The organism is Pseudomonas sp. G.S.17, assembly GCF_038096165.1.
In the GTDB taxonomy this organism is placed as follows: Bacteria; Pseudomonadota; Gammaproteobacteria; order Pseudomonadales; family Pseudomonadaceae; genus Aquipseudomonas.
This window is the reverse complement of the sequence record NZ_CP151076.1, coordinates 3,043,960-3,069,243: the sequence shown is the minus strand read 5'-3', so window position 1 is coordinate 3,069,243 and position 25,284 is coordinate 3,043,960. Positions and strand designations below refer to the sequence as shown.

At 57.6% G+C, this 25,284-nt stretch carries 26 protein-coding genes and 4 pseudogenes; 14 read left to right on the top strand and 16 right to left on the bottom strand.

What is annotated here, in order from left to right; genetic code table 11:
- The first annotated feature begins 149 nt into the window (after positions 1-149).
- Positions 150-899: a glucose 1-dehydrogenase gene (locus AABC73_RS14305; protein WP_341524114.1), complete on the top strand. Its 750-nt coding sequence runs from the start codon at positions 150-152 to the stop codon at positions 897-899.
- A 33-nt stretch (positions 900-932) separates the two neighbouring features.
- Positions 933-2,162 (top strand): MFS transporter, encoded by a 1,230-nt coding sequence (locus tag AABC73_RS14300; protein WP_341524113.1) that lies wholly within the window; start codon positions 933-935, stop codon positions 2,160-2,162.
- A gap of 37 nt (positions 2,163-2,199) precedes the next feature.
- Here the strand turns inward: AABC73_RS14300 and AABC73_RS14295 are convergent, their stop codons facing one another.
- Positions 2,200-3,111: a LysR family transcriptional regulator gene (locus AABC73_RS14295; RefSeq protein WP_341524112.1), complete on the bottom strand. Its 912-nt coding sequence runs from the start codon at positions 3,109-3,111 to the stop codon at positions 2,200-2,202.
- Between the two features lie 150 nt (positions 3,112-3,261).
- Between AABC73_RS14295 and AABC73_RS14290 the strand changes: the two genes are divergently transcribed.
- The 5 genes and pseudogenes from AABC73_RS14290 (at position 3,262) to AABC73_RS14270 (ending at position 6,802) form a co-directional block, all read left to right on the top strand.
- Complete coding sequence (locus AABC73_RS14290; protein WP_341524111.1) at positions 3,262-4,011, top strand: SDR family oxidoreductase; 750 nt, start codon at positions 3,262-3,264, stop codon at positions 4,009-4,011.
- 447 nt (positions 4,012-4,458) lie between these two features.
- Positions 4,459-5,424, top strand: a pseudogene (locus AABC73_RS14285) (DUF4113 domain-containing protein); the annotation flags it as partial.
- A gap of 104 nt (positions 5,425-5,528) precedes the next feature.
- Complete coding sequence (locus AABC73_RS14280; RefSeq protein ID WP_341524110.1) at positions 5,529-5,774, top strand: type II toxin-antitoxin system prevent-host-death family antitoxin; 246 nt, start codon at positions 5,529-5,531, stop codon at positions 5,772-5,774.
- Positions 5,771-6,157, top strand: a complete 387-nt coding sequence (locus AABC73_RS14275; RefSeq protein WP_341524109.1) for a type II toxin-antitoxin system VapC family toxin — start codon at positions 5,771-5,773, stop codon at positions 6,155-6,157. The genes AABC73_RS14280 and AABC73_RS14275 overlap by 4 nt, the downstream gene beginning before the upstream one ends.
- 78 nt (positions 6,158-6,235) lie before the next feature.
- Positions 6,236-6,802, top strand: coding sequence for a nucleotidyltransferase family protein (locus AABC73_RS14270; protein ID WP_341524243.1), 567 nt, complete (start codon positions 6,236-6,238; stop codon positions 6,800-6,802).
- 352 nt (positions 6,803-7,154) lie between these two features.
- On the opposite strand, the gene AABC73_RS14265 is transcribed toward AABC73_RS14270, so the two are convergent.
- Positions 7,155-8,348, bottom strand: a complete 1,194-nt coding sequence (locus AABC73_RS14265) for a Fic family protein (protein WP_341524108.1) — start codon at positions 8,346-8,348, stop codon at positions 7,155-7,157.
- Positions 8,349-8,881: 533 nt separating this feature from the next.
- On the opposite strand from AABC73_RS14265, the gene AABC73_RS14260 reads away from it, so the two are divergent.
- Both AABC73_RS14260 and AABC73_RS14255 read left to right on the top strand, forming a co-directional pair.
- A complete protein-coding gene (locus tag AABC73_RS14260; RefSeq protein ID WP_341524107.1) occupies positions 8,882-10,495 on the top strand; it encodes a DarT ssDNA thymidine ADP-ribosyltransferase family protein in 1,614 nt (537 codons plus the stop codon).
- On the top strand, positions 10,495-11,196 hold the full coding sequence (locus AABC73_RS14255; RefSeq protein ID WP_341524106.1) for a hypothetical protein: 702 nt from the start codon (positions 10,495-10,497) through the stop codon (positions 11,194-11,196). The genes AABC73_RS14260 and AABC73_RS14255 overlap by 1 nt, the downstream gene beginning before the upstream one ends.
- 32 nt (positions 11,197-11,228) lie before the next feature.
- On the opposite strand, the gene AABC73_RS14250 is transcribed toward AABC73_RS14255, so the two are convergent.
- The 4 genes and pseudogenes from AABC73_RS14250 to AABC73_RS14235 all read right to left on the bottom strand — a co-directional run bounded on the left by AABC73_RS14250 (position 11,229) and on the right by AABC73_RS14235 (position 13,682).
- Positions 11,229-12,302, bottom strand: coding sequence for a helix-turn-helix domain-containing protein (locus tag AABC73_RS14250; RefSeq protein WP_341524105.1), 1,074 nt, complete (start codon positions 12,300-12,302; stop codon positions 11,229-11,231).
- A 122-nt stretch (positions 12,303-12,424) separates the two neighbouring features.
- Positions 12,425-12,544, bottom strand: a pseudogene (locus AABC73_RS14245) (3-oxoacyl-ACP reductase); the annotation flags it as partial.
- A gap of 250 nt (positions 12,545-12,794) precedes the next feature.
- On the bottom strand, positions 12,795-13,040 hold the full coding sequence (locus tag AABC73_RS14240) for a hypothetical protein (RefSeq protein WP_341524104.1): 246 nt from the start codon (positions 13,038-13,040) through the stop codon (positions 12,795-12,797).
- Complete coding sequence (locus tag AABC73_RS14235; protein ID WP_341524103.1) at positions 13,041-13,682, bottom strand: HD domain-containing protein; 642 nt, start codon at positions 13,680-13,682, stop codon at positions 13,041-13,043.
- Positions 13,683-13,798: 116 nt separating this feature from the next.
- Between AABC73_RS14235 and AABC73_RS14230 the strand changes: the two genes are divergently transcribed.
- Positions 13,799-14,767 (top strand): GlxA family transcriptional regulator, encoded by a 969-nt coding sequence (locus AABC73_RS14230; RefSeq protein WP_341524102.1) that lies wholly within the window; start codon positions 13,799-13,801, stop codon positions 14,765-14,767.
- Here AABC73_RS14230 and AABC73_RS14225 read toward each other — a convergent pair.
- The gene (locus AABC73_RS14225) at positions 14,754-15,170 is read right to left on the bottom strand and encodes a helix-turn-helix domain-containing protein (RefSeq protein ID WP_341524101.1); all 417 of its coding nucleotides are present in this window, start codon (positions 15,168-15,170) and stop codon (positions 14,754-14,756) included. The two genes, AABC73_RS14230 and AABC73_RS14225, sit on opposite strands and share 14 nt — an antisense overlap.
- 103 nt (positions 15,171-15,273) lie before the next feature.
- Here AABC73_RS14225 and AABC73_RS14220 point away from each other — a divergent pair, with 103 nt between their 5' ends.
- Positions 15,274-16,209, top strand: a complete 936-nt coding sequence (locus AABC73_RS14220; protein WP_341524100.1) for an aromatic alcohol reductase — start codon at positions 15,274-15,276, stop codon at positions 16,207-16,209.
- Between the two features lie 72 nt (positions 16,210-16,281).
- Here the strand turns inward: AABC73_RS14220 and AABC73_RS14215 are convergent, their stop codons facing one another.
- Positions 16,282-16,656 (bottom strand): hypothetical protein, encoded by a 375-nt coding sequence (locus AABC73_RS14215; protein WP_341524099.1) that lies wholly within the window; start codon positions 16,654-16,656, stop codon positions 16,282-16,284.
- A gap of 250 nt (positions 16,657-16,906) precedes the next feature.
- Positions 16,907-17,716: an AraC family transcriptional regulator gene (locus AABC73_RS14210; RefSeq protein ID WP_341524098.1), complete on the bottom strand. Its 810-nt coding sequence runs from the start codon at positions 17,714-17,716 to the stop codon at positions 16,907-16,909.
- A 96-nt stretch (positions 17,717-17,812) separates the two neighbouring features.
- On the opposite strand from AABC73_RS14210, the gene AABC73_RS14205 reads away from it, so the two are divergent.
- Positions 17,813-18,769 (top strand): threonine dehydratase, encoded by a 957-nt coding sequence (locus AABC73_RS14205; RefSeq protein WP_341524097.1) that lies wholly within the window; start codon positions 17,813-17,815, stop codon positions 18,767-18,769.
- Between the two features lie 181 nt (positions 18,770-18,950).
- Positions 18,951-20,045, top strand: coding sequence for a zinc-dependent alcohol dehydrogenase family protein (locus AABC73_RS14200; RefSeq protein WP_341524096.1), 1,095 nt, complete (start codon positions 18,951-18,953; stop codon positions 20,043-20,045).
- 103 nt (positions 20,046-20,148) lie between these two features.
- Here the strand turns inward: AABC73_RS14200 and AABC73_RS14195 are convergent.
- The 3 genes and pseudogenes from AABC73_RS14195 to AABC73_RS14185 form a co-directional block, all read right to left on the bottom strand.
- Positions 20,149-20,640 (bottom strand): annotated as a pseudogene (locus AABC73_RS14195) (MFS transporter); the annotation flags it as partial.
- Positions 20,641-20,770: 130 nt separating this feature from the next.
- Positions 20,771-21,022: a heavy-metal-associated domain-containing protein gene (locus tag AABC73_RS14190; protein ID WP_341524095.1), complete on the bottom strand. Its 252-nt coding sequence runs from the start codon at positions 21,020-21,022 to the stop codon at positions 20,771-20,773.
- Positions 21,023-21,252: 230 nt separating this feature from the next.
- On the bottom strand, positions 21,253-21,879 hold the full coding sequence (locus AABC73_RS14185; protein ID WP_341524094.1) for a TetR/AcrR family transcriptional regulator: 627 nt from the start codon (positions 21,877-21,879) through the stop codon (positions 21,253-21,255).
- A 122-nt stretch (positions 21,880-22,001) separates the two neighbouring features.
- Here AABC73_RS14185 and AABC73_RS14180 point away from each other — a divergent pair.
- Positions 22,002-22,547: pseudogene (locus AABC73_RS14180) on the top strand (MFS transporter); the annotation flags it as partial.
- A gap of 135 nt (positions 22,548-22,682) precedes the next feature.
- On the opposite strand, the gene AABC73_RS14175 reads toward AABC73_RS14180, so the two are convergent.
- From AABC73_RS14175 to AABC73_RS14160, 4 genes are all read right to left on the bottom strand, one after another.
- A complete protein-coding gene (locus tag AABC73_RS14175; RefSeq protein ID WP_341521559.1) occupies positions 22,683-23,717 on the bottom strand; it encodes a reverse transcriptase/maturase family protein in 1,035 nt (344 codons plus the stop codon).
- A 299-nt stretch (positions 23,718-24,016) separates the two neighbouring features.
- Positions 24,017-24,373 carry a diversity-generating retroelement protein Avd gene (gene avd, locus AABC73_RS14170; RefSeq protein ID WP_341521558.1) on the bottom strand — a complete coding sequence of 119 codons (357 nt, stop codon included), beginning with the start codon at positions 24,371-24,373 and terminating at the stop codon, positions 24,017-24,019.
- Positions 24,370-24,681 (bottom strand): hypothetical protein, encoded by a 312-nt coding sequence (locus AABC73_RS14165; protein WP_341521557.1) that lies wholly within the window; start codon positions 24,679-24,681, stop codon positions 24,370-24,372. The genes avd and AABC73_RS14165 overlap by 4 nt, the downstream gene beginning before the upstream one ends.
- Positions 24,675-25,244 (bottom strand): hypothetical protein, encoded by a 570-nt coding sequence (locus AABC73_RS14160; protein ID WP_341521556.1) that lies wholly within the window; start codon positions 25,242-25,244, stop codon positions 24,675-24,677. Before AABC73_RS14160 ends, AABC73_RS14165 begins: the two co-directional genes overlap by 7 nt.
- Between the last annotated feature and the right edge of the window lie 40 nt (positions 25,245-25,284).

The window sequence follows — 25,284 nt, the reverse complement described above, 5'->3', positions numbered from 1 at the left end:
AAGAGGCAAAGATGAGCGACTAACCGGCAAACGGAGGCCCCTGCGATACCGGAATACTGGGGGCATGAAGTTCGTTGCTCTCCGGCGTTTACAACTTGGAGGCAACGGCTCTGGATTCAGACATCACTTAACTTCAAAAAGGTCAGGCCATGAAACTCGAAGGAAAAGTAGCAGTAGTCACCGGTGCATCCAAAGGCATTGGCGCCGGGATTGCCAAGGCGTTGGCAGCACAGGGCGCAACTGTCGTCGTCAACTATGCCTCCAGCCAAAGTGATGCAGATGCGGTTGTCACCCAGATCAGCGCGCACGGCGGTACAGCCTTCGCCATTCAGGCAGATATGAGCGTGGCTGCCGATGTTGTGCGCCTGTTTGAGACTGTGAAGACGAAATACGGTGCACTGGATGTGCTGGTCAACAATGCGGGTGTCGCGGTATTTGAAATGATTGACGACCTGACAGAGGAGGCCTTCCACAAGCAGTTCAACCTGAATGTGTTGGGCTATCTGCTGGCTGTGCGCGAGGCCGTCAAAATGCTCGGCCCTAAAGGCAGCATCATCAATATCAGCTCCATCCTCAGTACTGATCCGTACTTGGCATCGAGTGTGTACTCCGCCACCAAAGGCGCCGTCGACACCCTAACCTTTGCCTTGGCCAGAGAGCTGGGATCGCGTGGCATCCGCGTCAATTCCATCCTGCCCGGCCACACCAACACGCCTGCTACCGACGGTAACTTCGCCGGTGAGTTTGGTCAGAAGCTTATTGCCGGTACACCGCTGGGTCGCTTCGGTGAGCCCGAAGATATTGCGCCATTGGCCGTGTTCCTGGCGTCCGAGGATTCGCATTGGGTCACCGGCGAATCGATCAGGGCTTCAGGCGGTGTTCGCGGTGTCGGTTACTGACAGCGTTGTTTGAAACGATGGGCGCACGGTGACGTGCGTCTGCATCATCTTGGTATTCAGTTTATGACACAGCAATCAGTTGAAGTGGACTCTTACGCTGGCGAAGCCATGCTCGCGGCTCCGGCTCCCTGGAGTGCGGTCGCGGCTATTGGCGTCGGCGCGTTCGCGCTGGTGACGGCGGAGTTCTTGCCAGTGGGGCTGTTGCCGCAGATTGCCAGCGATTTGGCGATCAGTGAGGGACGCACGGGCCTGGTGATTACCATCCCTGGCATCGTTGCTGCCTGTTCTGCGTTCCTGACGATCAGCCTCGCCCGAACATTTGATCGAAGACATGTACTCTGGGTGCTGCTCGGTCTGCTCGTTGTTTCCAATGTGCTGGTGGCGACTGCCTCCGATCTCTCTTTGCTGTTGCTTGGACGTGTTCTGCTCGGCATCGCGGTGGGAGGATTTTGGACCATCGGCGTCGCGCTCGGGCCCAGGCTGCGACCCGATGCGGTGGGAAGGGCAACCTCCATCGTATTTTCCGGGGTGACCCTGGGCACCGTTCTAGGTGTTCCGGCAGGGACGCTGCTCGGTGGGGCGTTCGGTTGGCGAGCAGCTTTTGCTGTCTCTGCGGCGTTGGGCTTATTGGTGGTCATCGCTTTGATGTGGCTGCTGCCAAAAATCCCGCCAGAGCGCTACTCGGGGGTGTCACATGTGCCGATGGTACTGCGCATACCCAAAGTACAAGTGGGGTTGGTCGCTGTCGTTTTCATTTTCACCGGGCAGTTCGCGGCTTACACCTACGTCACCCCTTATCTAAATCAAGTGAGTGGAATCGAGTCCGCGCAGCTAAGCCTTCTCTTGCTGGGTTATGGCGTGGCGGGGGTATTTGGCAACTTGCTGTGCGGCTGGTTCGTCGAGCGTGATGTGCGAAACGCGGTATTGTTAACAGCGCTCATGCTGGGCAGTTCTATGCTGCTGCTGGTGTGCATGGGCGATCATTCATGGGTGGCAGTAGCAGCGGTGGTCGTTTGGGGCCTGGGATTCGGGATGTTGCCCATCGCCGTTCAAAGCTGGATTTTCAGCGCGGCACCTGATCGCCTGGAAACAGCAGCCGCATTGTTCGTTGCTATCGGGCAGTTGACCATGGGAGCGGGTGCTTTAATGGGCGGTATGGCAATCGATCACTACGGCGTTACGAGCCCGCTATGGTTTGGGGCCACTGCCGCTTTGGCGGGCGCGATATGGATAGGGGCTCGTTTCCCTCGCAAGCGAATCTGATACCCGGACTTGCAGGAATTTAGGTTCGTATACGATCTTAGGAAAGCACGTTTGGGTGCGCTGCAAAGAGTTCTACCAGCCAGTCGACGAAGGCGCGCACTCGCACGCTGAGATGCCTGTTAGGCATGTACACCACGGAAAGCGTATTGGCTCGCGTCGACCAGTCCTCCAGCACCGGAACCAGCTCTCCTGCGTCAATATGTCGTTGCACCATAAAACGCAGGGTGTGGATGACGCCCAATCCGGCGAGACCCGCCGCTAGGTAGCCATTGCTGTCGTTGACGGCCACAATATAGTTGCCATGCAACCATACGTGTTCTTCCTCGCGCACAAACTCGATTTGATTGTGCTTGCCCGAAGCTGGAAAGAAATAGCGCACGACCGTATGGCCGTTCTCCAACTGCGCTGGATGGCTCAACACTTCGTGGGCGGCGAGGTATGACGGGGTAGCGCAAGTGACGAAATCAACGCTGCCGAGGCGACGGGCGATCAATGATGAGTCTTTCAGGTCACCGCCACGTATTACACAGTCAATGCTTTCGCTCGCTAGGTCTGCGGTTCGGTCGCTGGCACCTATCTCGATCTGGATATTGGGGTAGAGACGACTGAAGTCAGGCAAGGCTGGGATAACCAAGTGCGTTGCGATGGTCGTGCCCATGTCTACACGAATTAAGCCATGCGGGTTGGAGTGCGACACCACCATCTCTGATTCGACCTCGATCCATTGATCCAGCAGCCGACTCATTCGCTCGTAGTAAACGCTACCTTCACTCGTCAGCGTGACCCGGCGAGTGCTGCGGTTGAGCAGCTTGACCCGCAGATGCGCTTCTAACGTCTGCACCAACTTGGTCACGACGTTGGGATGCACATCCAGTTGTGCAGCCGCCTTGACGAAGCTGCCCGTCTCGACGATGCGGTTGAACGCTTGCACTGCGAGGAAATAGTCCATGGGCCCCTCAATGAACGATTGATTATCACGAGTTATGGGATACGAGATACCTTTCTACACCGTTTATCATCTTCGGAGTGAGGCATATCGTGATTGCTCTGTCTGCGAACGCGCAGACCTAATGATCCACTACCTTCATTCAGGAATCCGATGATCAAATTTCTCAGCGGTAAAGTTGCACTGGTAACAGGGGCATCGCGCGGTATCGGCGCTGCCATCGCCAAGCGTCTGGCAGCAGAGGGTGCCGACAGCGTCTTCAGCTACTCCAAATCGCCGGAACGCGCACAGGTAGTGGCAAGCGATATTAGAGCCCTTGGCGTGAAGGTGCTCGCTGTTGCTACCGACCAGGCCGATGGCGCCGCTGTCGCGGCACTGGTCAGGCAAGCGCACACCCATTTCGGACAGCTGGACATCCTGGTCAACAGTGCCGGCGTATTTGTCACCGGCGTTATTGGTGACCCACAGGCAGACGTTGCCGAGCTTGACCGCCAGCAAGCCATCAACCTCGGTGGAGTAGTCGCAGCTGTACGTGCCGCTGTACCGCTTATGTCAGATGGCGGGCGTATTGTTTCGGTCGGCACCATGTTCGCCAGCCGCGCACCGTTTCCGGGAATTGGCGATTACGCAGCCAGCAAAGCTGCGGTAGCCGCCTACAGTCGAGCTTGGGCCCGCGACCTTGGCTCTCGGCAGATCACCGTGAACACAGTTCAACCGGGGCCAATCAATACTGAAATGAATCCGGAAACCAGCGACGTCGCGTCGATGGTCAAACAGATGACTGCTTTAGGTCGCTATGGTCAACCCGAAGAAATTGCTGGGGTGGTGGCGTTTTTGGTTGGCCCTGATGCGGCATATATCACAGGCGCCACGCTCAATGTTGATGGTGGTCAGAACAGCTAATTCAGATAGGTATGCAACGCTTGAGCGGCGCTGTATTCCCCGCAGGGGATGCAGTGTTCTGCCTCGAAAATGGTTTTCGAGTACCCGGTTTCAGCCCGCCTCAACTTATGTCGAACGCCCGCGTTGAGTCGAAAATGGCACTTGGCGACCGTCCGCACTTGGCCGACTCTTGCCCCTTGTCAAGGACCGCTTTGGGTCGTTGTGAGCCTCTCAGGTTGAACGTTAGGCTGTTCAAATCCTCTGCAATCAGCGGTCAAGTCCAATGCAAATGACTGGTCAGGTCGAATGCACGCTGGTGGTCAAGTAGACTGCAATTTCGCATCATGGACATTATGTGGGATATCTATATCCAAAACGCGTGTGGACTATGGACATCTGACGCCAGCGCTCAACCCCTACGGTCATTACGCTCCAGCCAATGTCCATGGGTTGACATCTTTCCTTTATGTGGACGAAGCCTTTGCAGATCTGACCGGCATTCCTGGCGACCTGACCGCACTCGGCCGCCGCATCCGCTCCAGTGTGCAGCGCAGCACCGGCATTCCGGTCGGTGTCGGCATCGCGCACACCAAGACCTTGGCAAAGCTGGCCAACCACACGGCGAAACGGCTGCAAGGTGCGACCGGCGGCGTGGTGGATATCTGCGAACCGTTCAAGCGCGACTGGGTGCTGCGCAATACCTTGGTGTCCGAAGTCTGGGGTGTCGGGCGCAAGATGAAAGCGCACCTGGAGGTGATGAACATCCGTACGGCCATGGACCTGGCCAAGGCTGATCCGGCGATGCTGCGGCAGAAATTCAGCGTGGTCATCGAAAAGACCGCCCGGGAGCTGGCTGGCACACCTTGCCTGGAACTCGGCGAAGCCGATCCACCCAAGCAGGAAATTTGCTGTAGCCGCATGTTCGGTAAGCGTCTGACCACCATCGAGCCGATCAAGGAAGCGGTGGCCACCTACACCCAGCGCGCCGCCGAAAAGCTCCGCGCCCAGAATTCGCTGTGCAAGAAAATCCGCGTCAGCATCCGCACCGGCATGTTCAATCCGGAGGAGGCGAAGTACGCCAATGGCGCGCTGGTCGAGCTGCCATATCCCACCAACGACGTGCGGCTGATGACCAAGGCCGCGACCGAGGCAGTCAATCGGCTGTTCCGGCCAGGATTCAAATACAGCAAAGCCGAAGTGCTCCTGCTGGACCTGCGCCAGCCGGGTGAATTTACGGACGACATGTTCGCCGAGGCGCAGCCGGTTGAGGCGGAAAAAGTGATGGGGGTGCTGGATGAGATCAATGGGCGTTGGGGGAGGGGGACGCTACGTGCTGCGAGCGTTCCCGCCGATCCGGATTGGGCGATGCGGCGGGAGATGATGAGTCAGAGTTATACGACGAAGGTGGGGGAGCTTTGGACGGTCGGAAATTGAGCGGATTGAAACGCACCATGGTCCAGATTAATTTGCCATAAAGGTTGCCATCTCGCGCAACTCGAACCAAACTAACTAAACTTAGTTCACGCGAGGGCTACGCCATGCTCACCATCAACATCCACGAAGCAAAAACCCACCTTTCCCGCCTGATCGACCAAGCAGTGAAGGGTGAACCCTTCATCATCGCGAAAGCAGGAACGCCGCTGGTCAAAGTCATGTCTCTGGCATCCCCGGAGCCGAGCCAGGTGCGCCGCTTGGGATTCATGGCAGGGCAAATTACGGTTCCCGACGACTTCGATCAAATGGGCGCCGAGGAAATCGAAAACATGTTCGGCGGTGAAGCATGAAGCTGCTGCTCGATACGCATCTGTTGCTCTGGGCGGCCGGGAATCCCGAACGACTGTCTGAGGCGGCCACCGCACTGATGAACGCACCTGAAAATGAGCTGTTTTTCAGCGCTGCGAGTCTTTGGGAAATTGCTATCAAAAAAGGCCTCGGCCGGTCTGATTTCAAGGTGGATGCCCGTGTGTTGCGCCGTGGTTTGCTGGACAACGGATACAGCGAGTTACCGATTGGCAGCGAACACGCGGTGGCCATCGATAGCTTGCCAGCGATCCATAAGGATCCGTTTGCTCGAATTCTTGTGGCCCAAGCCACTGTTGAAGGCATCACGCTGTTAACGGTTGATGCCTTGGTTGCGCAGTATCCAGGTCCAATTCAAAAGCTCTGAATATTCACCTGGATTCCTGAATAAATGGAGAGCATGGCCCGTTACCAAGGCGCATGCTTCAATCATCGAGCGCAGCGTATGGATTTGCTTTCCGAGCTACAGGCGCTAATCGCCGACGATCCAATGCGCCTACGAGTCCTTCATCACGTCCACGACCTGCGCCTGCCAGATTGCTGGGTTGCTGCAGGCTTCGTTCGAAGCGGTGTTTGGGATCGGCAGCACATGCGAAGCGATTCGCCTCTGCCATCCGACGTGGATGTGATCTGGTTCGACAGGGACCGGACCAGTCCGGACATCGATGTCCATATCGAAGCCGCCTTGCGTAACGCAGATAGCTCGGTGAGCTGGTCCGTAAAGAACCAGGCCCGAATGCACCTGCGCAATGGCGATCATCCCTACAGCTCAGCAGTTGAGGCGATGAAGGCATGGCCGGAGACAGCAACTGCTGCGGCCGTCAGGATTGGGGAGGGTGGCGATATCGAGGTCGCGGCTCCATTTGGCCTGGACGATCTTTTCAATTTGATCGTTCGACCAACCGACAGATTCCTCCTGGATAAAAGGCAGGTTTATTTAGACCGTCTCCGTTCGAAGGATTGGCTGACGACTTGGCCTGATCTCCAGATCAGCTATGGCGACAATGTATAAACTGAGCTTTTTTCAAAACAGACTCAACACAAAAGGAAGCGGTAGTGATAGATGGATTATTAGACGGGTCTGACAAGCTACACCTTGAAATTCTCAGCCTTCTTGAGGGAACTCCATCTTTCCCCGGCATTAGATTCGAGGTCGCATACGTCGCCTGCGCCGTAGCGTTGGAACACGCTTTGAGTCTGATTTTGCTTGTCAGAACGCAGTGCTTCACCTCAGCCGTTGCGCTCACGCGATTGCAGTTTGAGGCGCTGACCAGGGGGATGTGGCTGCTCTACGCAGCGTCACTCGGCCTCCGCGATCGAAAGCCCTCGAGGGGGGGCTACCGCGCTACAAGACGCGAAAAACCCTACTGAAAACGCCGATGGAGGTCCGGGAAGATATCCTGCGCAAACCATGCCGGCAGGCCTGGCGTTACTGTCCGGGATTTGGGCGTAGGGCTTATCACCAGCCCGGCCTTGATCAAGCGTGTAAGTTCGTCGATGGCCGGGCGGGGCGTCAAACCGGTGAATGTCTTCAAATCGTTGCGTGGCATTGATCCTGCCATGATGAGTGCATGAATGGCCGGGGCGCTTTCCGGCCTGATTTTCATGCTCTGCAGCTTTTCATTGGTCTTGAACGACCGCACGATTCGTTCTCGCATTGACGAAGGGTTCAATGCTGACGTCATGTAATCGACCTGATCGTGACAAACGTCCAGCATGAACTCTATGAACGCGAAATAGTGCTTGCGCGACATCTGTCCTCGCCCGTCCAGATCGCCTTCGCGCTGGCGATCAGCCAATGCAAGCATGCGGTAGTATTCCTCATGCCGCCGCGCCAATCCTCTGGCCAGTGACCAAAGGCGTGGCTCCAGTCCCAGGTAGACCAGTTGCAGATGAGTGATCATTCGTGCCACTCGACCGTTTCCGTCGACAAATGGATGTACCCAGGCAAGACGATGGTGATAGGCAAGAGCGCCGATAAGTTGCCGTCGCGGGTCCTTGATACGGCCAAATCCGGTTTGCAGATGTAGCAGCATGCTCTCAACTGCCGCCGCGTCCGGCGCATCATGACCGCCAACCGAAACGTTCTGACCGGTCTCTGACCGCAACAAGCCGGCCTCCATGACTAGCCCGTTTTGTAGCGTCCTGCTGTTCTCGCTGGTGCCGGCGAAAAGCCGGTAGTGGACCAGGGACAACAGTTGCGGATCGTACATCTGGGCCCAGTTTTCCGGCACATTGCGCCGCAGTGCGCGTTCAAGAACTGACTGCACTTCCATGTGCTTGACGGCCAGATCATTCAGCAGCTTGCGCTCGCGGCGCGGCGCAGATTGAGCCTTCTGCATATCTGCAGGTTCTGTGTACTGCCCTTCGATAAGATTTGAATAATAAGTGTTCGTCACCCTCAGCAGACGAGCCAATCGGACGCCTGTTTCCGGGGCCAGGCGACCAGCGAGGAATTGGGTTTTCCTCGGGAGCGCATCGGCCAACGAGACGATGGAGGGTGGAAGGTCTTCGGGTAGGATTGGGTCGAGCCAAGTCTTCGATGTGATCAATGACATCCCTGAGCACCTTACTGTCTATGGATAGTCGAGCAGAACTTTCTTCACATATTATTTCACATATTGTCAGGGCTAAAACACCTTATTTATAAGGCTATAAGTGATTTTTATTGTGGTATTTACAGCGTCCATGTTCACATAATATTTCACATATTGACATGAGGGTTCTGACGGGGGTGACCACGATCCATCACTGTGCTACAGGTCATCATCGCAGCCGATCCTGTGTGCTCGCGAGGGCTTCATCACGTCCACGGGCTGGGCCTGAACGATCTTATCAGCTGATATTTGCGCCAACAGTCAGATTCCACATGGAGAAGAGGCAGATGCACCCAGTCCGTCTTCGATCAACGTTGGCTGTGGGGCAATTTTAATGACTGGGGCAACTAAACCCCACCTGCAGACTCATAGGTCCGGTACCTGGCGCAGTAAGCGCAAAGGTTGGATGGTCGCGATCGGTCACCGCATACAGCGTCTGGCAGTTGGCTTTACCCTCTGTGTAATTAAACGGCGCTGCCCTCAGGAAGGCATGGATGACGATTCTTTATTTTCAGTTATTTATTATCTTTACCCTTTATATCGCGAGTCTCATAGGCAAAAAATCACTGGTTGTTGCATGCGCGGCGTGGACATTATTCACACTGGTGACCGTGTTTTTTTCGGGTCTTATTCTGCTGCAGTTGATCACGATATGGGCGTGCTACGCGTTTTTCAAACCGGGAGGTCGCAGCACTGAGACAACCGGCCCGATCAAACCCAAGAGCGTCGAAACTGCGGTTCCAACCCCATCGCAACCGGTGTCGAGTGCACGGCGCACGGTTTCAAGATCGACCCAAATCCCGCCTCCGGTCAATACTGTTCAGCGCTCGCTCGACTCTGTGAACAATGCCCTTACGGCCTTTACTGACTCGATATCCTTGAGCATGGCGGTTAACAGCGCGACTGAAGCGCTGCAAAGTACGCTGCTCAATGAAAAACTCGGTGTTGAACATGCTTTGCAGCGGGCACAACTTGCGCTCAAGGTGCAGGCTTTTCGCGAGGAGCGTGGCGAGGAAGGCAGGGCTTACTATCAGGAAGCTTATGCCCGGTTTACCAAGGTCCTCAAACCGCCAACTGATGCGGTTGTGGTGAAACCTTCGCCTGGGTGGCAGTTTCCAGATTTTACTGTTGCACCCAGTCATGGCGCTGCCAGCGTGACTAACATTCTTGCCGTTGCAGCCAAAGTACGCCTGCTGAAAAGCGAGCGAGATGGTTTTCTACGCGACATGGTTCGCCAGGTCTGGAGTGATGAACCACTGCGCAACGCGCTGCATGATGAACTCAATAAAGTGGGCGGGGCCCAGACCTGGGACAGCCTGTGCCAGATAGCTGCCGAAAAAAAACAATCCTCTGCACGTCTGTCGTTCGGTGCCTTGTTACGTACGATTCCCGCGCCGGCCACCGATTCGTTACAGCCTGAGTCTGCCATCGACGAGGCGATAACTCCGCGCTCGATACTCACATCCGCAGCTGAGATAGAAGTCCGGGTGAAAGCTCTGGAACTTCCCTACCTGGTTCATTTCACCCGTGTCGAAAACTTGCCCTCGATCATGCAGCATGGGTTGTGTTCAATCACCACGCTCGCTGAAGCTGATGTCGATTTCAGGTCCAATGATCGCCTGCGTCTGGAAGGGCGCCCTGATGCCGTTTGCCTGTCTGTCGGCTATCCAAACGAAAAAATGTTCGCCCATTACCGCTGGCAGGCTCCTGAACAAGGCTGGGTCGTACTGGTCATTGATCGTTGTGTGCTCTGGACCCTGAACGTCGCGTTCTGCAATCACAATGCCGCTGATCATCGTATCCGCCAACAATCCCTGGACGACCTCAAGACTGCATCGGCCTTCGCCAATCTGTTCAATCCTGTGCAGGGCTTGCCGGCTCGCGAAGAAAGCAAGTTGTTGCCTTTTGATCCTACGGATGTTCAAGCCGAGGTTTTAGCGTTTGATACAGTGCCGCCTGAGCTGATCAAAGGGGTGGTGTTCAGTGATGCGGGCAGCCTGCACAACTACCGGGATTGCATTGGCGATCGGCGTATTCTGATTAACTCCGAAGGTCGTGGTTTTCTCAGTGCGCGCTCTTATGCACGTAAACGCGGATGGACTTACTGATGGCTAGCAGACCGGTTTTCATGCCGAACCCCGATGGGCAAGCGCCTGTGATCACGCACGCCGTAGACTTCGAATGGTTCGCTGGTCTCTCCGTGACTCAGAAACAAAAATCCATCACTTCCCTGCATCAGGCGGCACGTAAGTTAACGGGCATCGATAGCGTGCTGGAAGTGTCGACCAAATCTGCGGAACCACTCGGAGTGGCGCTAAGCGCGTTTAATCTGTCCTTTACACTATCGATGCTGGAACATCCGGTAAGCGTTGAATGCGCTTTCCAGGGCAGCAAAGTGTTCGAACAGGGCGGCCCTTTTACCGAGATTTACGGGTTTACCTCTCGTGACGCCAAGCGTGATGAGCGCTTGCGTACCTCCGGAAGACTCACAGGCTTCAACTTCATGGGTACGGACTGGCCGCTTGAGCCGCAGACGGCCTTCTATGACTGGTTGTATATCAATGCGCTGACGCATCGAAAGGACCTTACGGAGCAACTGGCTGACTATTCTGCGTTCACCGACATTGAATTCAGCCCGCTAAAGTCCATCAACTGCCAGGCCTATTCCCTTGCGCTGTTCGTCTCATTGCAGAAAAGAAACTGTCTGGAGTCGGTCACTTCATCACAAGCAGCGTTTCTACATTTTTTGCAATCCCGGCCCGTGGTGAGCGCGCGCCAGGATGATCTGTCCCAGGGACGGCTTTTCTAGTTAGTCTGGCCGTTGAGGGCCGTGACTGGCGTTTACTGCGAGGGGGATGCATCGCTGGCGATGCGCTGCCGGCTACGCGCCTGGCTGGCGGTGTAGCCGAAATAGTCCCGGAAGCACCGGCTGAAGTGATGGGAGCTGATAAAACCACAGGCCATGGCAACTTCCACGACCGACGCATTGCCCTGCAATAACAGGCGGCGTGCCCGCGTCAGGCGCAATTCCAGATAATGGCGGCGCGGCGAGCTGTGCAGGAACGTCTGGAACAGGCGCTCGATCTGCCGACGGGACAGGTCCACATACCGCGCCAGTTCATCCAGCTCCAACGGGTCTTCCAGATTGTTTTCCATCAGCTCGATCAGGCTCGACAGCTGAGGCGGAAAGGCCGGATCCCGGCCACCGCGTGCCAAGGGCATATCCTCGGCATAGGCGCCACGATCACAGCTGAGAATCGCCTCGATACCCTTGACCAATTCGGCGCCTTGCTGGCGCCGAATGATTGCCAGCATCATCCCCAACGCGCTATTGGCGCCGGCACAACTGACCAGATCTCCAGTAATGACAAAGGGCTGCGGTCGCAAGCGAACGCCGGGGCATAGTTCGTGAAGGCTGGCCTGGCTTTCCGGGTGCACGGTGCATTCGCGCTGGTCCAGCAGCCCGGCGTGCGCCAGTTGGAAACAGCCGTTCCACAGGCTCCCGAGCAGCACTGATTGGCGACTGGCCTGCCGCAGTTTTTTGATGAGTGCCGCAGCAGGCGTCAACGCGGTGCGCAAGCCACCACAGACGATCAGCATGTCGAGGCCGGCCACGGTCAGCGCGTCGACGGGCAGGTCAGTGGCAATCGCGATGCCCAGGTCACTGCGCACCTGACCGCCCTTCAGGCTGTAAGTAGTGATTTCGTAGCGCGGTGTCTGGCTCAGATAATTGGCCGTCACCAGCGCATCCAGTGAGCCGGTGAAAGCCATCATCGAAAAATGCTCCAGGACCACCACGGCAATTTTTCGGCAGCCGTCTGCCTGCGGCCCGGAAGGGACGTCGGTCCGACCATAAGGCTGATTGATGCCTTTAAGGCTCAGACCAAAATGTCGGCGGCTGTCGGCTGGGGCCATGGGAACTCGGGCGCACAGTGGGGAAGCCGGAAAGGTAGCTGTTCACGGTCAGCAATGCCAGCCCTGCGGCTGCGCAGGCGTCACGGGTGTAGAGTCTTATCTTCTGAGCAGAAGGGTCGGGATTACCAGGTGCCGGCCGTCGAGCCGCCATCGACTACCACGACACTGCCGCTGGTAAAGGACGAGTCGGTCAGGTACAGCACCGCATCCACCACGTCTTTCGGGTTGCCGATGGTGCCGCTTACCGCTGCGATCTGCCTTCGGCTGAAGTGCATTTCCTGGATACCGGGCATTTCGCCCTTGAGTTACGTGCGTGCGGCTGAAGAGCTGAATGTCAGTCCGGCAGCCATCGGCCAACTGGTCCGAGGGTTGGAGGACGCACAGGGTGTAGTGCTTTTTCATCGGTCGCGCGGTGGTCCTGCGCGACTGGAGTTAACCGATCAGGCGCTGGCAGCGCTGCCGGATCTTCAGGCCGGTTTTGACTTCTTTTCTTCAGCCGTCGCGCGTTTGAAAACCGAAGGGGGCGCAACGATTACCGTCACGGTGCCGCCTGCATTTGCTGACAAATGGCTTCTGGCGCGTGCCGAAGGTTTTCGTGCCCTGCATCCAAGCTACGAACTGCGCCCTGATACCAACGGCAAGCTGGCTGATTTCAACGCCGAAAGGAGTGATCTCGGCATCCGTTTGGTAGCGGGCATTGGCCCGGGCCAGGGCGACGCAAACGAGCTGTTTCAGCATTCAAGCCGACCAGGCGGACCGGCGAATCACCTCGCAAAAATTACCCGCCACGAACGACGGATCCTTGTCCGCGAGGACATTGGCCTTGACGTTGCCAAAGGTGGTATCCGGCTTGTCTTTGATCCCGTCATAGAACGCCTGAATGATGTCTTCCTTGAACTGCGCGCTGCGTGGATACGCCTTTACCACAGCTTCGCGCTCTGCGTGGCTGTTCAGCGGATATGTCAAGCCGAGCACATCCATTTCCACACCTGCTGTAACCAATGCGACCACCGGATGCATGTGCTCGGGAATACCGGGCGTGGTGTGCAGCGCGATGGCGGTCCAGACCGTGTCGATATCCTGCTGGCTCACCTGATAGCCCTTGAGAAAATCCCGCGCCGCGTTGGCGCCGTCCACTTCAAAGCGTTCGCAAGCGCTGCTGCACTTATGGGTCAGACCCATGTCGTGGAACATGCAGCCAGCGTAGAGCAATTCGGAGTCGAAGCTCAAGCCGCGCTTCTGACCCGCCAGGGCGGCAAAGTAATAAACGCGGCTGGAGTGATTGAAGAGCAGCTCCGGCTCGGTATCGCGTACCAGTTCGGTAATCTGCCGCGCCATGGCGCTGTCGGGAATCTTGATGTCGCCAATATTCAATGTCATGGGATTTCTCCTGCGGTGGTTTGTGAGCCCAGTATCGAACGCTGGCGTAATGGCTTCAAATGGCGCTAACATTCAAATCCTGCCATATCGCGCAGCTGACAGACACGGAGCCCTGCATGTCGAAAACACGCACCATCGCCATCCTTGCGGTGCCCGGCGTTCAGTTGCTGGACGTCTCGGGGCCATTGGATGTGTTTGCCGAAGCCAATGCGCAGAGCGGTCGTGAGTACTACCAACTGCAAATCTGGGCGCTGGAGGCGGGGCCGGTCCGCAGTTCATCCGGCGCGCGTTTATTGCCTGATCATGTGGTGGGGGATGGGCTGACTGAGGTCGATACGCTGCTGGTGGCTGGTGCGCCGAACGCTCCGTATCTGATTCTGAAACCGAGCATTATTCGCTGGCTTCAGGACTCGGCGCTGAGGGCTCGCCGCTACGGCTCGGTATGCACCGGCGCCTTTGTGCTGGCGGCGGCCGGACTGCTTGAGGGCAAGCACGTCACGACTCACTGGATGCGCTCGGCGCTGTTGGCCGAGCGCTATCCCGATATCTGCGTGGAAGAAGATGCCCTGCATGTCCACGACGGCAAGGTGCATACCGCAGCCGGTGTTACAGCGGGGCTGGATATGGCGCTGGCGCTGGTCGAAGACGATTTGGGTCGTGACATCGCCAAGCAGGTCGCCAGCCAGCTGGTCATGTATTTCAAACGTCCGGGCGGGCAGTTGCAATTCAGTCGGCGCGGCGAATCGTTGCCCACCGGGCGCGCCATGCTGCAAGAGCTGCAACGCTGGATCGCGGCCAATCCTGCTGACGATCACAGCATTTCCCGTCTGGCCGAACGGGTGAACCTCAGTCCACGGCACTTCGCTCGTTTGTTTCACGCTGAGGTGGGCATCACGCCAGCGGCCTGGGTCGAACAGGCACGGGTCGCCGCGGCCAGAAAGCAACTGGAGAGCGGGGTGGATGTACCCAAGCAAGTGGCGGCGCAGTGCGGATTCGCCAACGCCGATACCTTGCGGCGCACGTTCACCCGACACGTCGGCGTGACCCCCAGCGAATATCGCAAGCGCTTCGTCAGGGCGCTGTGACGGGGTTGATCAGGCTGTCATAGGCAGTGCGGGCGCTGCGAAAACCTTCCGCGTTTTCCACCACCCAGGTCCACAGGGGGATCATGTGCACCAGCAAACCCATGCCTAGCGCGGATAACTCATATTCAACGCGCGGCGGCACTTCGTGGTGATCGTGACGCAGCACCAGACCGTCGCGTTCGAGTTGGCGTAGCGTGCGGGTCAGCATCCTTTGTGTCACGCCGTGCATGCGCCGTCCGATCTCTGCGTGGCGCAATCTGCCCGCCACCCCCAGCGTATGAACAACACCCAGTGACCAGCGGTTACCTGCGTGTGTCAGCACTTCGCGTTTCAGCCCGTCATCGTCTGCGCTCAAGGCGTCACAGGCGGCTTGTGACTGTCTTAATACTTCTGCGTTGTCCAATTGCCCTCCCGGTATCACTGGTGTGCCTTCTTATGAGCCGTCTTCAAGTGTGCCAGCATCACGCAGTGCCATCGGTGGTGCAAACAAATAACGGGAGATGATGATGCAAGCTGCCACACGCATTACAGAGCGCGGGATCCTCGTCCTCGGCGCGGGTGAATTGGGTATGGCCGTGCTTCGTCAGCTGGCCAGGTTGGCTGCGTCGTCGGGCGATACGCGGGTCACAGTCCTGCTGCGTCCCTCGACGATGACGTCCAGCGTGCCAGGCAAGCAGGAGGAAATTGATGAACTGCGCTTGCTGGGTATCGAATTGCTGCCAGGGGATCTGGTGTCAGGCTCGATTGCCGAACTCAGCGCGTTGTTCGGCGGCTTCGACACCGTGGTCAGCTGCATAGGGTTTGCGGCTGGCAAAGGAACACAAATCAAACTTGCGCGTGCGGCAATCGAAGCGGGTGTTCAGCGTTATGTGCCTTGGCAGTTTGGTGTGGATTATGACGTCATTGGCAGGGGCAGCGCCCAAGACCTGTTCGATGAACAACTGGACGTACGGGATATCTTGCGCGGGCAAGATGCAACCGAGTGGCTGATCATTTCCACCGGGATGTTCACCAGTTTCCTGTTCGAGCCAGTGTTCGGCGTGGTCAATCTCGCCGAAAACACGGTACACGCCCTCGGCAGTTGGGACACCGCCGTCACCGTGACGACGCCTGAAGACATTGGCTTGCTCACGGCAGAAATTCTGTTCGCGAAGCCACGACTGGCTAATCAGGTGATTTACACTGCGGGTGACACGCTGACGTATGGCGAGTTGGCGGACAAAATCGATAAGGTGCTCAATCGCAAGGTGCAGCGGGTCGAATGGCCTGTGGCGAAATTGAACGCGGACCTGGCACTTGAGCCTGACGACGCAATAAGAAAATACCGGGCAGTATTTGCGCAAGGGAAGGGTGTCGCCTGGGATCCAGGCTGCACGTTCAATGCTCAACATGGCATTGAAGTAATGGATGTGGAGCACTGGATGCATTTGAACCTCAGATGAGAAGGCCCAGATTTATTCACATGAAAAAGCCGCTCTCAATGGCAAGAGCGGCCTTGTGCCCGGGGCTAACGATTACCAGCGGCCATCGCCCCGGTTATGGTCGAAGCCGCGGTCACGATCGCGACCATGATCATCACCACCGTTGTAATAGCCGCGAGGCGGGCGCGGATCGAAGCGGCGATATTCGACGCGGGTGGCCACCGGTACGTAAGCCACAGGCTGGTACTGCGGTTGATACTGTGGCTGATAACGGGGCTGTGCTTGGTAGCCCTGATAGTGCGGGCGGTAATTATCGTGACTTGAACCGCTGATCACAGTGGCCAGTATGGCGCCCACCGCAGCCCCGGCAATGACTGGCACGATCACATTGCGGTCGCTGGCGGATACCGCACCAGCGGCAACCAGGCAACCGGACAGGATCAAGACGTTGGTTATCTTCGAAAACATGGTGTCTCCTCAGGCGGCATGTGTGGGTTCGCCATGGATGTATGAAACACCCGTTTCGTGTAAACGGAGGTCTGGATTCGGTAAAGGTTGCGTAAAGCGATCCGACCCGCGCAACTGTATTTTGCTGCGCCAGCGCAACCTGGAAGCTGCGGATCATCACGAGGGCCTGGGAGCCCTAGCGCCGCCTCTATTTGCTGGGTGGCAAAAATACAGACCTCTTCAGGCCGACAGCGCCTTCATTAAACCGCAACTAACCTCGGCGTAACTGTCCGGGACTGATACCCAGACGCTGCCTGAAAACGGTCGTCATGTGCGCTTGGGAGTTGAAGCCGCAGGTGAGGGCGATGTCCGACAGGCTGGCACTCGAGTCGCGCATCAGAGCACGGGCTTTGGCGAGACGTCGGTCGATCAGATAAGCGTGGGGGCTTTTGCCGGTGGCGGTCTTGAATGCGCGGATGAAATAGCCCTCGGACAATCCGAGCAACTGCGCCATTGCTTTTACACCCAGCGGCCCGCCAAGCATCGCGTCGATAAATTCATCGAGCAAGCGCATCCGTGCACCCGTTATCGAGCCGGTGTGTGGCATCGACAATGCATCGTGGCTGTGCACCCGTTCTGCCAATGCAAATGCCCAGCTCTCCCAGTCGTCCGCCACCGAGACCTGCAACAGTGCGTTGCGCATGCGCGATGCGAGCCTGCTCGCTTGGGGATCGATGCGATTGTTGAAGGCTCGATCGCCCGCCAGCGCGATACCGTCGGTGCGGATTACCCGCAGGTATTCTCCACCCTGAGGGGACTCGGATAGAACGTCACAGCCAGCCGGGACGAACGCCAAACCGTTGGGTACGGCAGTGAAGGGCAGCACGCGATCGCTGCCGATGGCATGCAGGCCTCGCTGGCTGTCGAAGGCGAAGCCAATTGCCGCTTGAGTCGGTACATATCGGGTTGCGTAGGCGCTGCCGGGGAGCAATTCAATCGTCCACGGCCCTGTTTCGACCCGGCGGACCGGTTCGGGCAGGCGCGATGACTGTAGGCGATTGCGATGGCTCATGAGCGCCATAGTAGCGAAGAGGGGGCATTGAAGTCAGGTCAGTTTTATGAAAGCCAAACGGCTGCGCGCGTCCCTAGACTGGGCCAAACCTTCGGAGCGCAAATCATGCACAGACTGACTCTTGATGATATCGAACAGGCAGCTTGTCTGGTCTATCAGGTCATGCCGGCTACTGCCCAATACGCCTGGCCGCTGCTGGCTGAGCGGTTGGGATGCGAGGTGTGGGTCAAGCACGAAAATCACACACCCACTGGCGCTTTCAAGGTGCGCGGCGGTATTACCTTTATGCACTGGCTCAAGCGCGAGCATCCAGAGGCGAAAGGTATCGTCAGCGCTACCCGTGGCAATCATGGGCAGAGCCTGGCGCTGGCGGCAGGCGCGCAGGGGTTGCGGGCGTTGATTGTCGTGCCGCAAGGCAATTCCTCGGAAAAGAACAACGCCATGCGCGGTTTTGGCGGGGAAGTGATGGAGTACGGCCGCGACTTTGATGAGGCTCGTGAAGAGGCCGCGCGCCTGTCGCAGGAGCATGGTCTGTTTCTGGTGCCGCCGTTCCATACCGAGCTGGTCAAAGGTGTCTCCACTTATGCGCTGGAGTTGTTCAAGGCTGCGCCAGACCTGGACGCCGTCTATGTGCCCATTGGCTGCGGATCGGGGATTTGCGGGGTGATCGCCGCCCGCGACGCGCTGGGTCTCAAGACCCAGGTGGTGGGCGTGGTGTCCACTGAGGCTGCTGGCGCCAAGTTGTCGTTTGAGACGGGAGCCATATGCGAGACTGCTTCGGCAGATACCTTCGCTGACGGTCTGGCCGTGCGCAAGCCGGTCCCTGACGCCTTTGCTGTCTACGCGGCAGGCGCGGCGCGGATCGTATCAGTCAGCGACGCGCAGATCTGCGCTGCCATGCGTATCTACTATTCCGATACCCATAATCTCGCCGAAGGTGCCGGCGCGGCGCCCCTGGCAGCGCTCATTCAGGAGCGCGAAACAATGCTGGGGCGCAAGGTCGGCGTGATTCTGTCCGGTGGCAATGTGGACAGGTCAGTCTATGCGCGGGTAATTGCGTGAGTGACTGGCGTCAGCTATCGAGGGACTGTCTTTAACTTCTGAGTCGTATCACATGGCTGTCGCAGAGTAAGACAGGTGTTTCTGACACGGACAGGCTGCGGCATAGTGATAGGCACTCAATGTTGAGTCCAGCTGCGTCGGAGACAAAAAGATGCGAGTCAGAGCCGCTGTTCTAAGACACATGAATGTTGCGCCGCCTTATGCCCAGAGCAAGCCGATTGTGATCGAGACCATCGAACTGGCACCGCCGGGGCCCGGCGAGGTATTGGTGCGTATCCGCGCCGCAGGCCTCTGCCATTCGGACTTGTCGGTGATCAACGGTGACCGCCCTCGGCCAATGCCCATGGCGCTCGGTCACGAGGCAGCAGGTGTGGTCGAAGAGTTGGGGGAGGGCGTCAATGATCTCGAACCGGGCGATCACGTTGTCATGGTGTTCATGCCCAGCTGCGGGCATTGCCTGCCATGCGCGGAAGGCCGTCCGGCACTGTGCGAGCCGGGTGCGAAAGCCAACGCCGCCGGCACCCTGATAAACGGCTCAGTGCGTTTGAGCAGTCCTGCCGGCCAGGTCCATCACCATCTGGGTGTTTCGGCGTTTGCCGAGTACGCCGTGGTGTCGCGTAACTCATTGGTCAAGATCGACAGGGATCTGCCTTTTGTTGAAGCAGCGCTTTTTGGTTGCGCGGTGTTGACGGGAGTCGGCGCTGTGGTCAATACCGCACAGCTACGGGTCGGCTCGACCGCTGTGGTGATCGGTTTGGGCGGCGTTGGCTTGGCGTCGGTGTTGGGTGCAAGGGCGGCAGGCGCGAGCAAAATCATTGCCGTAGATCTTTCGCCAGAGAAGCTCGCACTGGCCAAAGAGGTCGGTGCAACCGCGGTTGTCAACGGCGGCGATGCGGACGCCGTTGATCAGGTGCTGCAACTCACCGGTGGTGGTGCCGACTATGTGTTTGAAATGGCCGGCTCGATCCGGGCATTGGATAACGCCATGAAGATGACCAGGCGCGGCGGGATGACCGTGACTGCCGGCCTGCCGCCACCCGGCTCGGCGCTGTCGGTCAATGTTGTTCAGTTGGTCGCCGAGGAGCGTACGCTCAAGGGCAGTTATATCGGTACCTGCGTGCCCATCCGTGATATCCCGCGGTTCATCGAACTCTATCGAGATGGGCGCTTGCCGGTAGACCGACTGTTGAGCGGCAGACTCAAACTGGATGACATCAACGAAGGTTTCGACCGCTTGCATGAAGGCAGCGCGGTCCGTCAGGTCATCGAGTTTTGAGGAGTAGCTGCATGGCTGATTCAGACGCTAAATCAGTGGCCCATTGCGCTGACAGGCGCAGTGGATAACGGTTGGTCTTTATCCAGGCGACCGCTGAGTACGGTCAGGGCGTAGGCGACCAACACCACCCGCCCGCACCCCAAAGCAGAACGGTGACGATTGCCAGCCATGGAGTCCCGGCGGTGAACGTCAGCAGGATCAGCACGGCGGCCAGCGCCAGGAAGATGACCTTCAGAGCGCCTACCGGGCCTTTACTGTCAGCGAGCTTGCCGCCCCAGATATTGCCGATCGCGACAGAGGTGCCGTAAACCAGCAGCACCAGGCTGACTGTCGAAGTGCTGAAGCCTGACACTTCCTGAAGGATCGGGGCGAGGTAGGTGAAGGCGATGAAAGAGCCGCCGTAACCAATTGCGGTCATTGCATAAACCAGCAACAGACGAGGCTGCTTCAATACCTGCAATTGTTGCAGCACCGAGGCGGGTTTGCTGTGCTGAATGTTTTTCGGAACGAAAATCAGACTGCCGATGAACGCAATGACACCCAGGGCCGATACCGCGAGGAAGGTTTCGCGCCCCCCGAAGTGCTGACCGATGAAGTGCAGTAGAAAGAAGAGGGCGTCGAGGGCTAGGACTACTCCCCATTCAATGGGTTGGACTGAACTACTCGGCGCCTCAAACGCGGTAATGGAGCGTGAGGGCTAGCTTGAAGGTCAGTCCATGCGTGCCTCAGCTGCCGCAGCAGCACCCCCCTTTCGTCTTGATCATCGCTGGGCTGGTAGTGGGGGCGACAGGCGAGTAGCCAGCCTGCACAATCGCGTCGGCCAGTTCAGTTGCTTCGACGCTTGCCGACTCAATCTGCACAAGGTGTGATGGCAGATCTATTTGTACGCTGGCCGCTGGGTCCAAGGCCAGCACAACGTCGGTAATGACCCTCACGCAGTGTCCGCAGGTCATGTCTTGTACTTCAAAGGTGGTCATCTTCCGTTCCTCTTGAGTCGTATTTGATCACACGACTTTCATCCTTGCCCTCATGGCAAGGTCAAGAAAAAATTCCCTCCACTCTTTTCCCTTGGAACGGCGACAGGGCTCGCCGACGGCGAATTGACCTATTTCCGAGCTTTTACTGGTCCAGTCTGACTCCTCACAGGTCCTTGTCTGTGGTGAATCCCAATTGCATCGTGAAAAACCTTACAGGTTGAACTTCCGGATCATTGATCGTCGGCAACAATACACAGGCTATCCCATAGCCCCATCATTTGAGTCACTGCGGCATCCAGCGTGGCGTGTGGAACGCCATCGCGCGCCAGTGTCGATAAACCCAGGAGAAAACTGTCGAATGCGGCGGCGAGGGTCTGCGGTATCACCGACGTAGGCAATTCGCCTGCGGCAATGGCGCGGTCGATACAAGCAACCAAGCCCGCACGGTTCAAGTTCCTCGCCTTTGCGAGAGGCTCAGAGATGGCCTTGCTCTCTTCTGAGCAAGCGCTCATCAGGCCTAACGACACCAGACACCCCTTGGGATGATCGGGCTCACATTGCATTTTCGCTGACCGGCGAAGGGTGAGTTCAATCGCCTCTCGGGGCGTGAGGGTCGTATCAAACAGGCTGTCGGTGACCCGGCCGTGAGTGGTGAGGTAACGTCCTATTACCTCATTGAACAGGGCCTGCTTCGAGCCAAAAGCCGCATAAAAGCTAGGTGCGGTGATGCCGCCACCAATGTTGGCCTTAAGCTGGCTGAGGGAGGTTGCATCGTATCCATGCTCCCAAAATAAATGCAGTGCCTGAGTGATTGCTACGTCACGGTCAAACGTGCGCGGACGTCCCATCTGTGCCATGTCGGATCTCCTCCAGACTTACTTGAATAGCGCTACTTAAATACTAATCGATACATAAGTCGTTGACTACCCGGTAACTCGCCCCTATATTTATACCGATCAGTATATTAGTGGGTGGATGCATGACTAACGATGAGAGACATTCCGAAAGACTCCCGCTTGGGGCATTACTGGCACTGGCGATGACGGGGTTCATATGCATCGTGACCGAGACGTTACCTGCGGGATTACTGCCCGAGATCGGCAGCGGGCTGGAGGTCTCGGCATCGTTTGCAGGGCAGATGGTGACTGTTTACGCACTCGGGTCGCTGCTGGCAGCAATTCCGCTGACCATCGCCACGCAGAGCTGGGGCCGCAGAACAGTCTTGCTGCTTACGATTGTCGGGTTTTTGATTTTCAATTCTGTCACTGCGCTGTCCTCCAACTACTGGCTGACCTTGATCGCGAGGTTCTTCGCCGGCGTTTCCGCGGGTCTGGCCTGGAGCCTGATTGCAGGTTATGCGCGACGCATGGTTGTGCCCCAATTACAGGGCCGCGCGCTCGCGGTAGCGATGGTGGGAACGCCCATCGCATTGTCGCTGGGGGTGCCTTTGGGTACCTGGCTGGGTGGATTCATGGGCTGGCGAATGGCGTTTGGATTGATGTCCGGGATGACCCTGCTATTGATCGCGTGGTGATGCGCGGCGCGAAAAATGAAGAGGCTTTGCTGAGATAAATCGTTTTTGGATTTGTTGCATCCACTGCAACAGAATAACGAAAACGGTGGCCAGGTGTGACTCCCGATTCACCAAATGCCTATAGAGTTATCCGCGTCCTCTCACCAACCTCAAATCACCAAGTACTCCTTCTACGGTGCGACTAGCGTTGCAGTGCTTCGTGTACGCCAGGAAGCTACAGACTCGCTGCCTGACGTGCTGCTGGCTGATCAGCCCTGCCTTATATCTCGCCATCAATGCCCGGAACGATGACCGCGCCCGCTTGATGTTCCGCTTGCGGGGCAAGATGTGGGTTGGCCATATGCGATAACCGCAGAAGTCCAAGCCGCGCTGCCAAGGATGAATTGCCGTCTTAGGGTTCAACTCCAAGCTGAGCGCCGCCACTTCCGTTGCCAGCTCGCTCAGAGCCGCTGCGGCGCACTCCTTATTGGGCAGCACTGCGATGAAGTCATCCATGTACCGCACGTAGTGCTTGATACCCATCTGATCCTTGGCAGCATGATCCAGTCGGCTGAGCAGGATGTTGGCTCCTAATTGGCTGGTGAGCGCGCCAACCGGCAAGCCGATGCCGGTCTCATTACCGTAGCCGCTGATGATCTGCCGCCAAAGCCACAGCACGTTCTTATCGGAGATGGTGCGCTCAATTTCCCGCAGCAAGGCGTGATGCCTTATGCTCGCGAAGAATTTACTGATGTCGGCCTTGAGTACATACGCGCTGTCGCCGTGGTTGCGCTTCGCAACCCTAATGAAGTGCTGAACTCGTGCCACAGCCGCCTGGGTGCCCATGCCGACGCGGCAGGCGTAGGAGTCACTGATGAACTTGCGCTCGAAGAGAGGGTTGACCACTCGCACCAGGGCGTGATGGATGACGCGGTCGGCAAACGGTGGAGCCTGGATCAGGCGCAGCTTGGGCTCTTTAACCACGAATTCGCGAGGCTTGCCGGGTGCCCAGCTTTTCCAGATCAGATGGTTCTGCAGGTTGACGAGATTTTCTTCGACATTGGCGGCAAAGCGCATGACAGAGGATCGATCCCGCTTGCCACGACGCGCCTCTAGATAGGCTTGGTACAGGTTATCAAAATCAATTATCTGGCCCCAGAGGCCATTAGTGGTGATCGGCACAACATAAGCCTTAGCCCATATGAGGGCGAAAAATGAGGGCGGGCATCGCCACATTCGCCGAAGCTAGTAGCCGCGATGCCCTGTAAATCTTTGACTACATGGTCTGGAGAGGGGCTCCAAAGGAAGCGCGCTGGACACAGGCCCTTGGGCCTGATGCCTTCTGGCGATAATCGTTTGCGAGGCGGCCGCCGACGTTCGTGTTCGCGCTCGACGAGGCGTTGTTGACGTTCAGATAGAACAGCCCGGCGTTCGAGCCGTTGCCGTAGTTGCCACCGTAATAAGCCTCCCCCCAATGCTCTTTACTTCTTAACTGGTGCTAATCCTTCGTGCTTGATCCACGCACCAACAATCCGGCCCACCTCGTTGACGTGACGCATCCATACGTCCAGTCGGTGCGTGTTGATGTAGGTGAGCCGGTGAGCTTTGCGCACCAGGTGGCGGAATATCTCAATCTCAACATCTAGATCAAACAGTGCCGCCGTCTTCTGGCGGCGCTTCCAAGCCACCACCGTAAGACGCAATAAATGATTGGTTACAGCCCTTAGCTCGGCGCAAAGCAGGTGGCGCTCAAGCTTTGGGAACTGGTGCAATACGGTATGCGTGTATGCGTCCAGCTCTTCAAGCTTGGTCAGCAGGGTCAATTGGGCATCACTCACGCTGACATCTTCCCTTCATCTGCTTCGATATTCTTCTCGCAGTGGTCGGGTTCGAAGCGATTGAGCAGCCCGCACAGCACGCAGCCCCATCGCTTTCCCTGTCGAGCAGCCTTGCCTGCGCGAGAGCTGATCGTCTCATCTTCGCTGCCGCCAAATGCGGTATTGGCCAACTGGTCAAATGAAACGGCCAAGCGCCAGGCCCGCGTGCTGTTACCGAGCACAGCAAAGAACATCCAACAAAGCGCGACCAAGGTGACGAACGCGCAGAGCAACAGCAGGACCAGGCCCAGCGCAATACGCTTCACCATACAATGGCCGCCACTTCTTCAAGCGACTCAGCATTGTCGAGGAGATCCTCGGCAGCCTGGCGCTTGCCGATGATTGCCCCCGAATAGGCGGCGTAGCCCTCGGCCTTGGCCTGTACACGCCCCGCCAGATCCGCGACCGTCAAGCCGCGCACCTCGGCAATGGCCGACAACAGCAGTGTGGGGCCTGGTGGATCGAGCAGAAACGCCGCCGCTTCCTGCACCTGCTGCGGCCAGCTCTGCAATTCACCGGGTGGATAGGTGCTGGTCAGTGATGCTAAGGCCAGATCGCACGCTGCGTTGATCTGCTCCAGCTTGGCGGTCTTGGCGGCGGCCAGCTTGTGCGGGGCAGCAGCTTCGTATGTGATCTCGCCCAGATACTCGGCGGCGTCAAATGAGCAGGCCGGGACTTCGTCCGGCTGGCCCGGCAAGATCACGGCGACAAACAGGCCGTTCGCTCGGTACTCGGACGGTACCAGCCAGACGCGGACCAGCCCGTCAACGCTGATATCGGCCAGAGCAATGGTTTGGCCGTTGACGCTTAATGTTCCATTTTCAATTTTCAAAGCGCTCTCCTAAGAGCAAAGGGCGCCCGCTCGGCGGGCT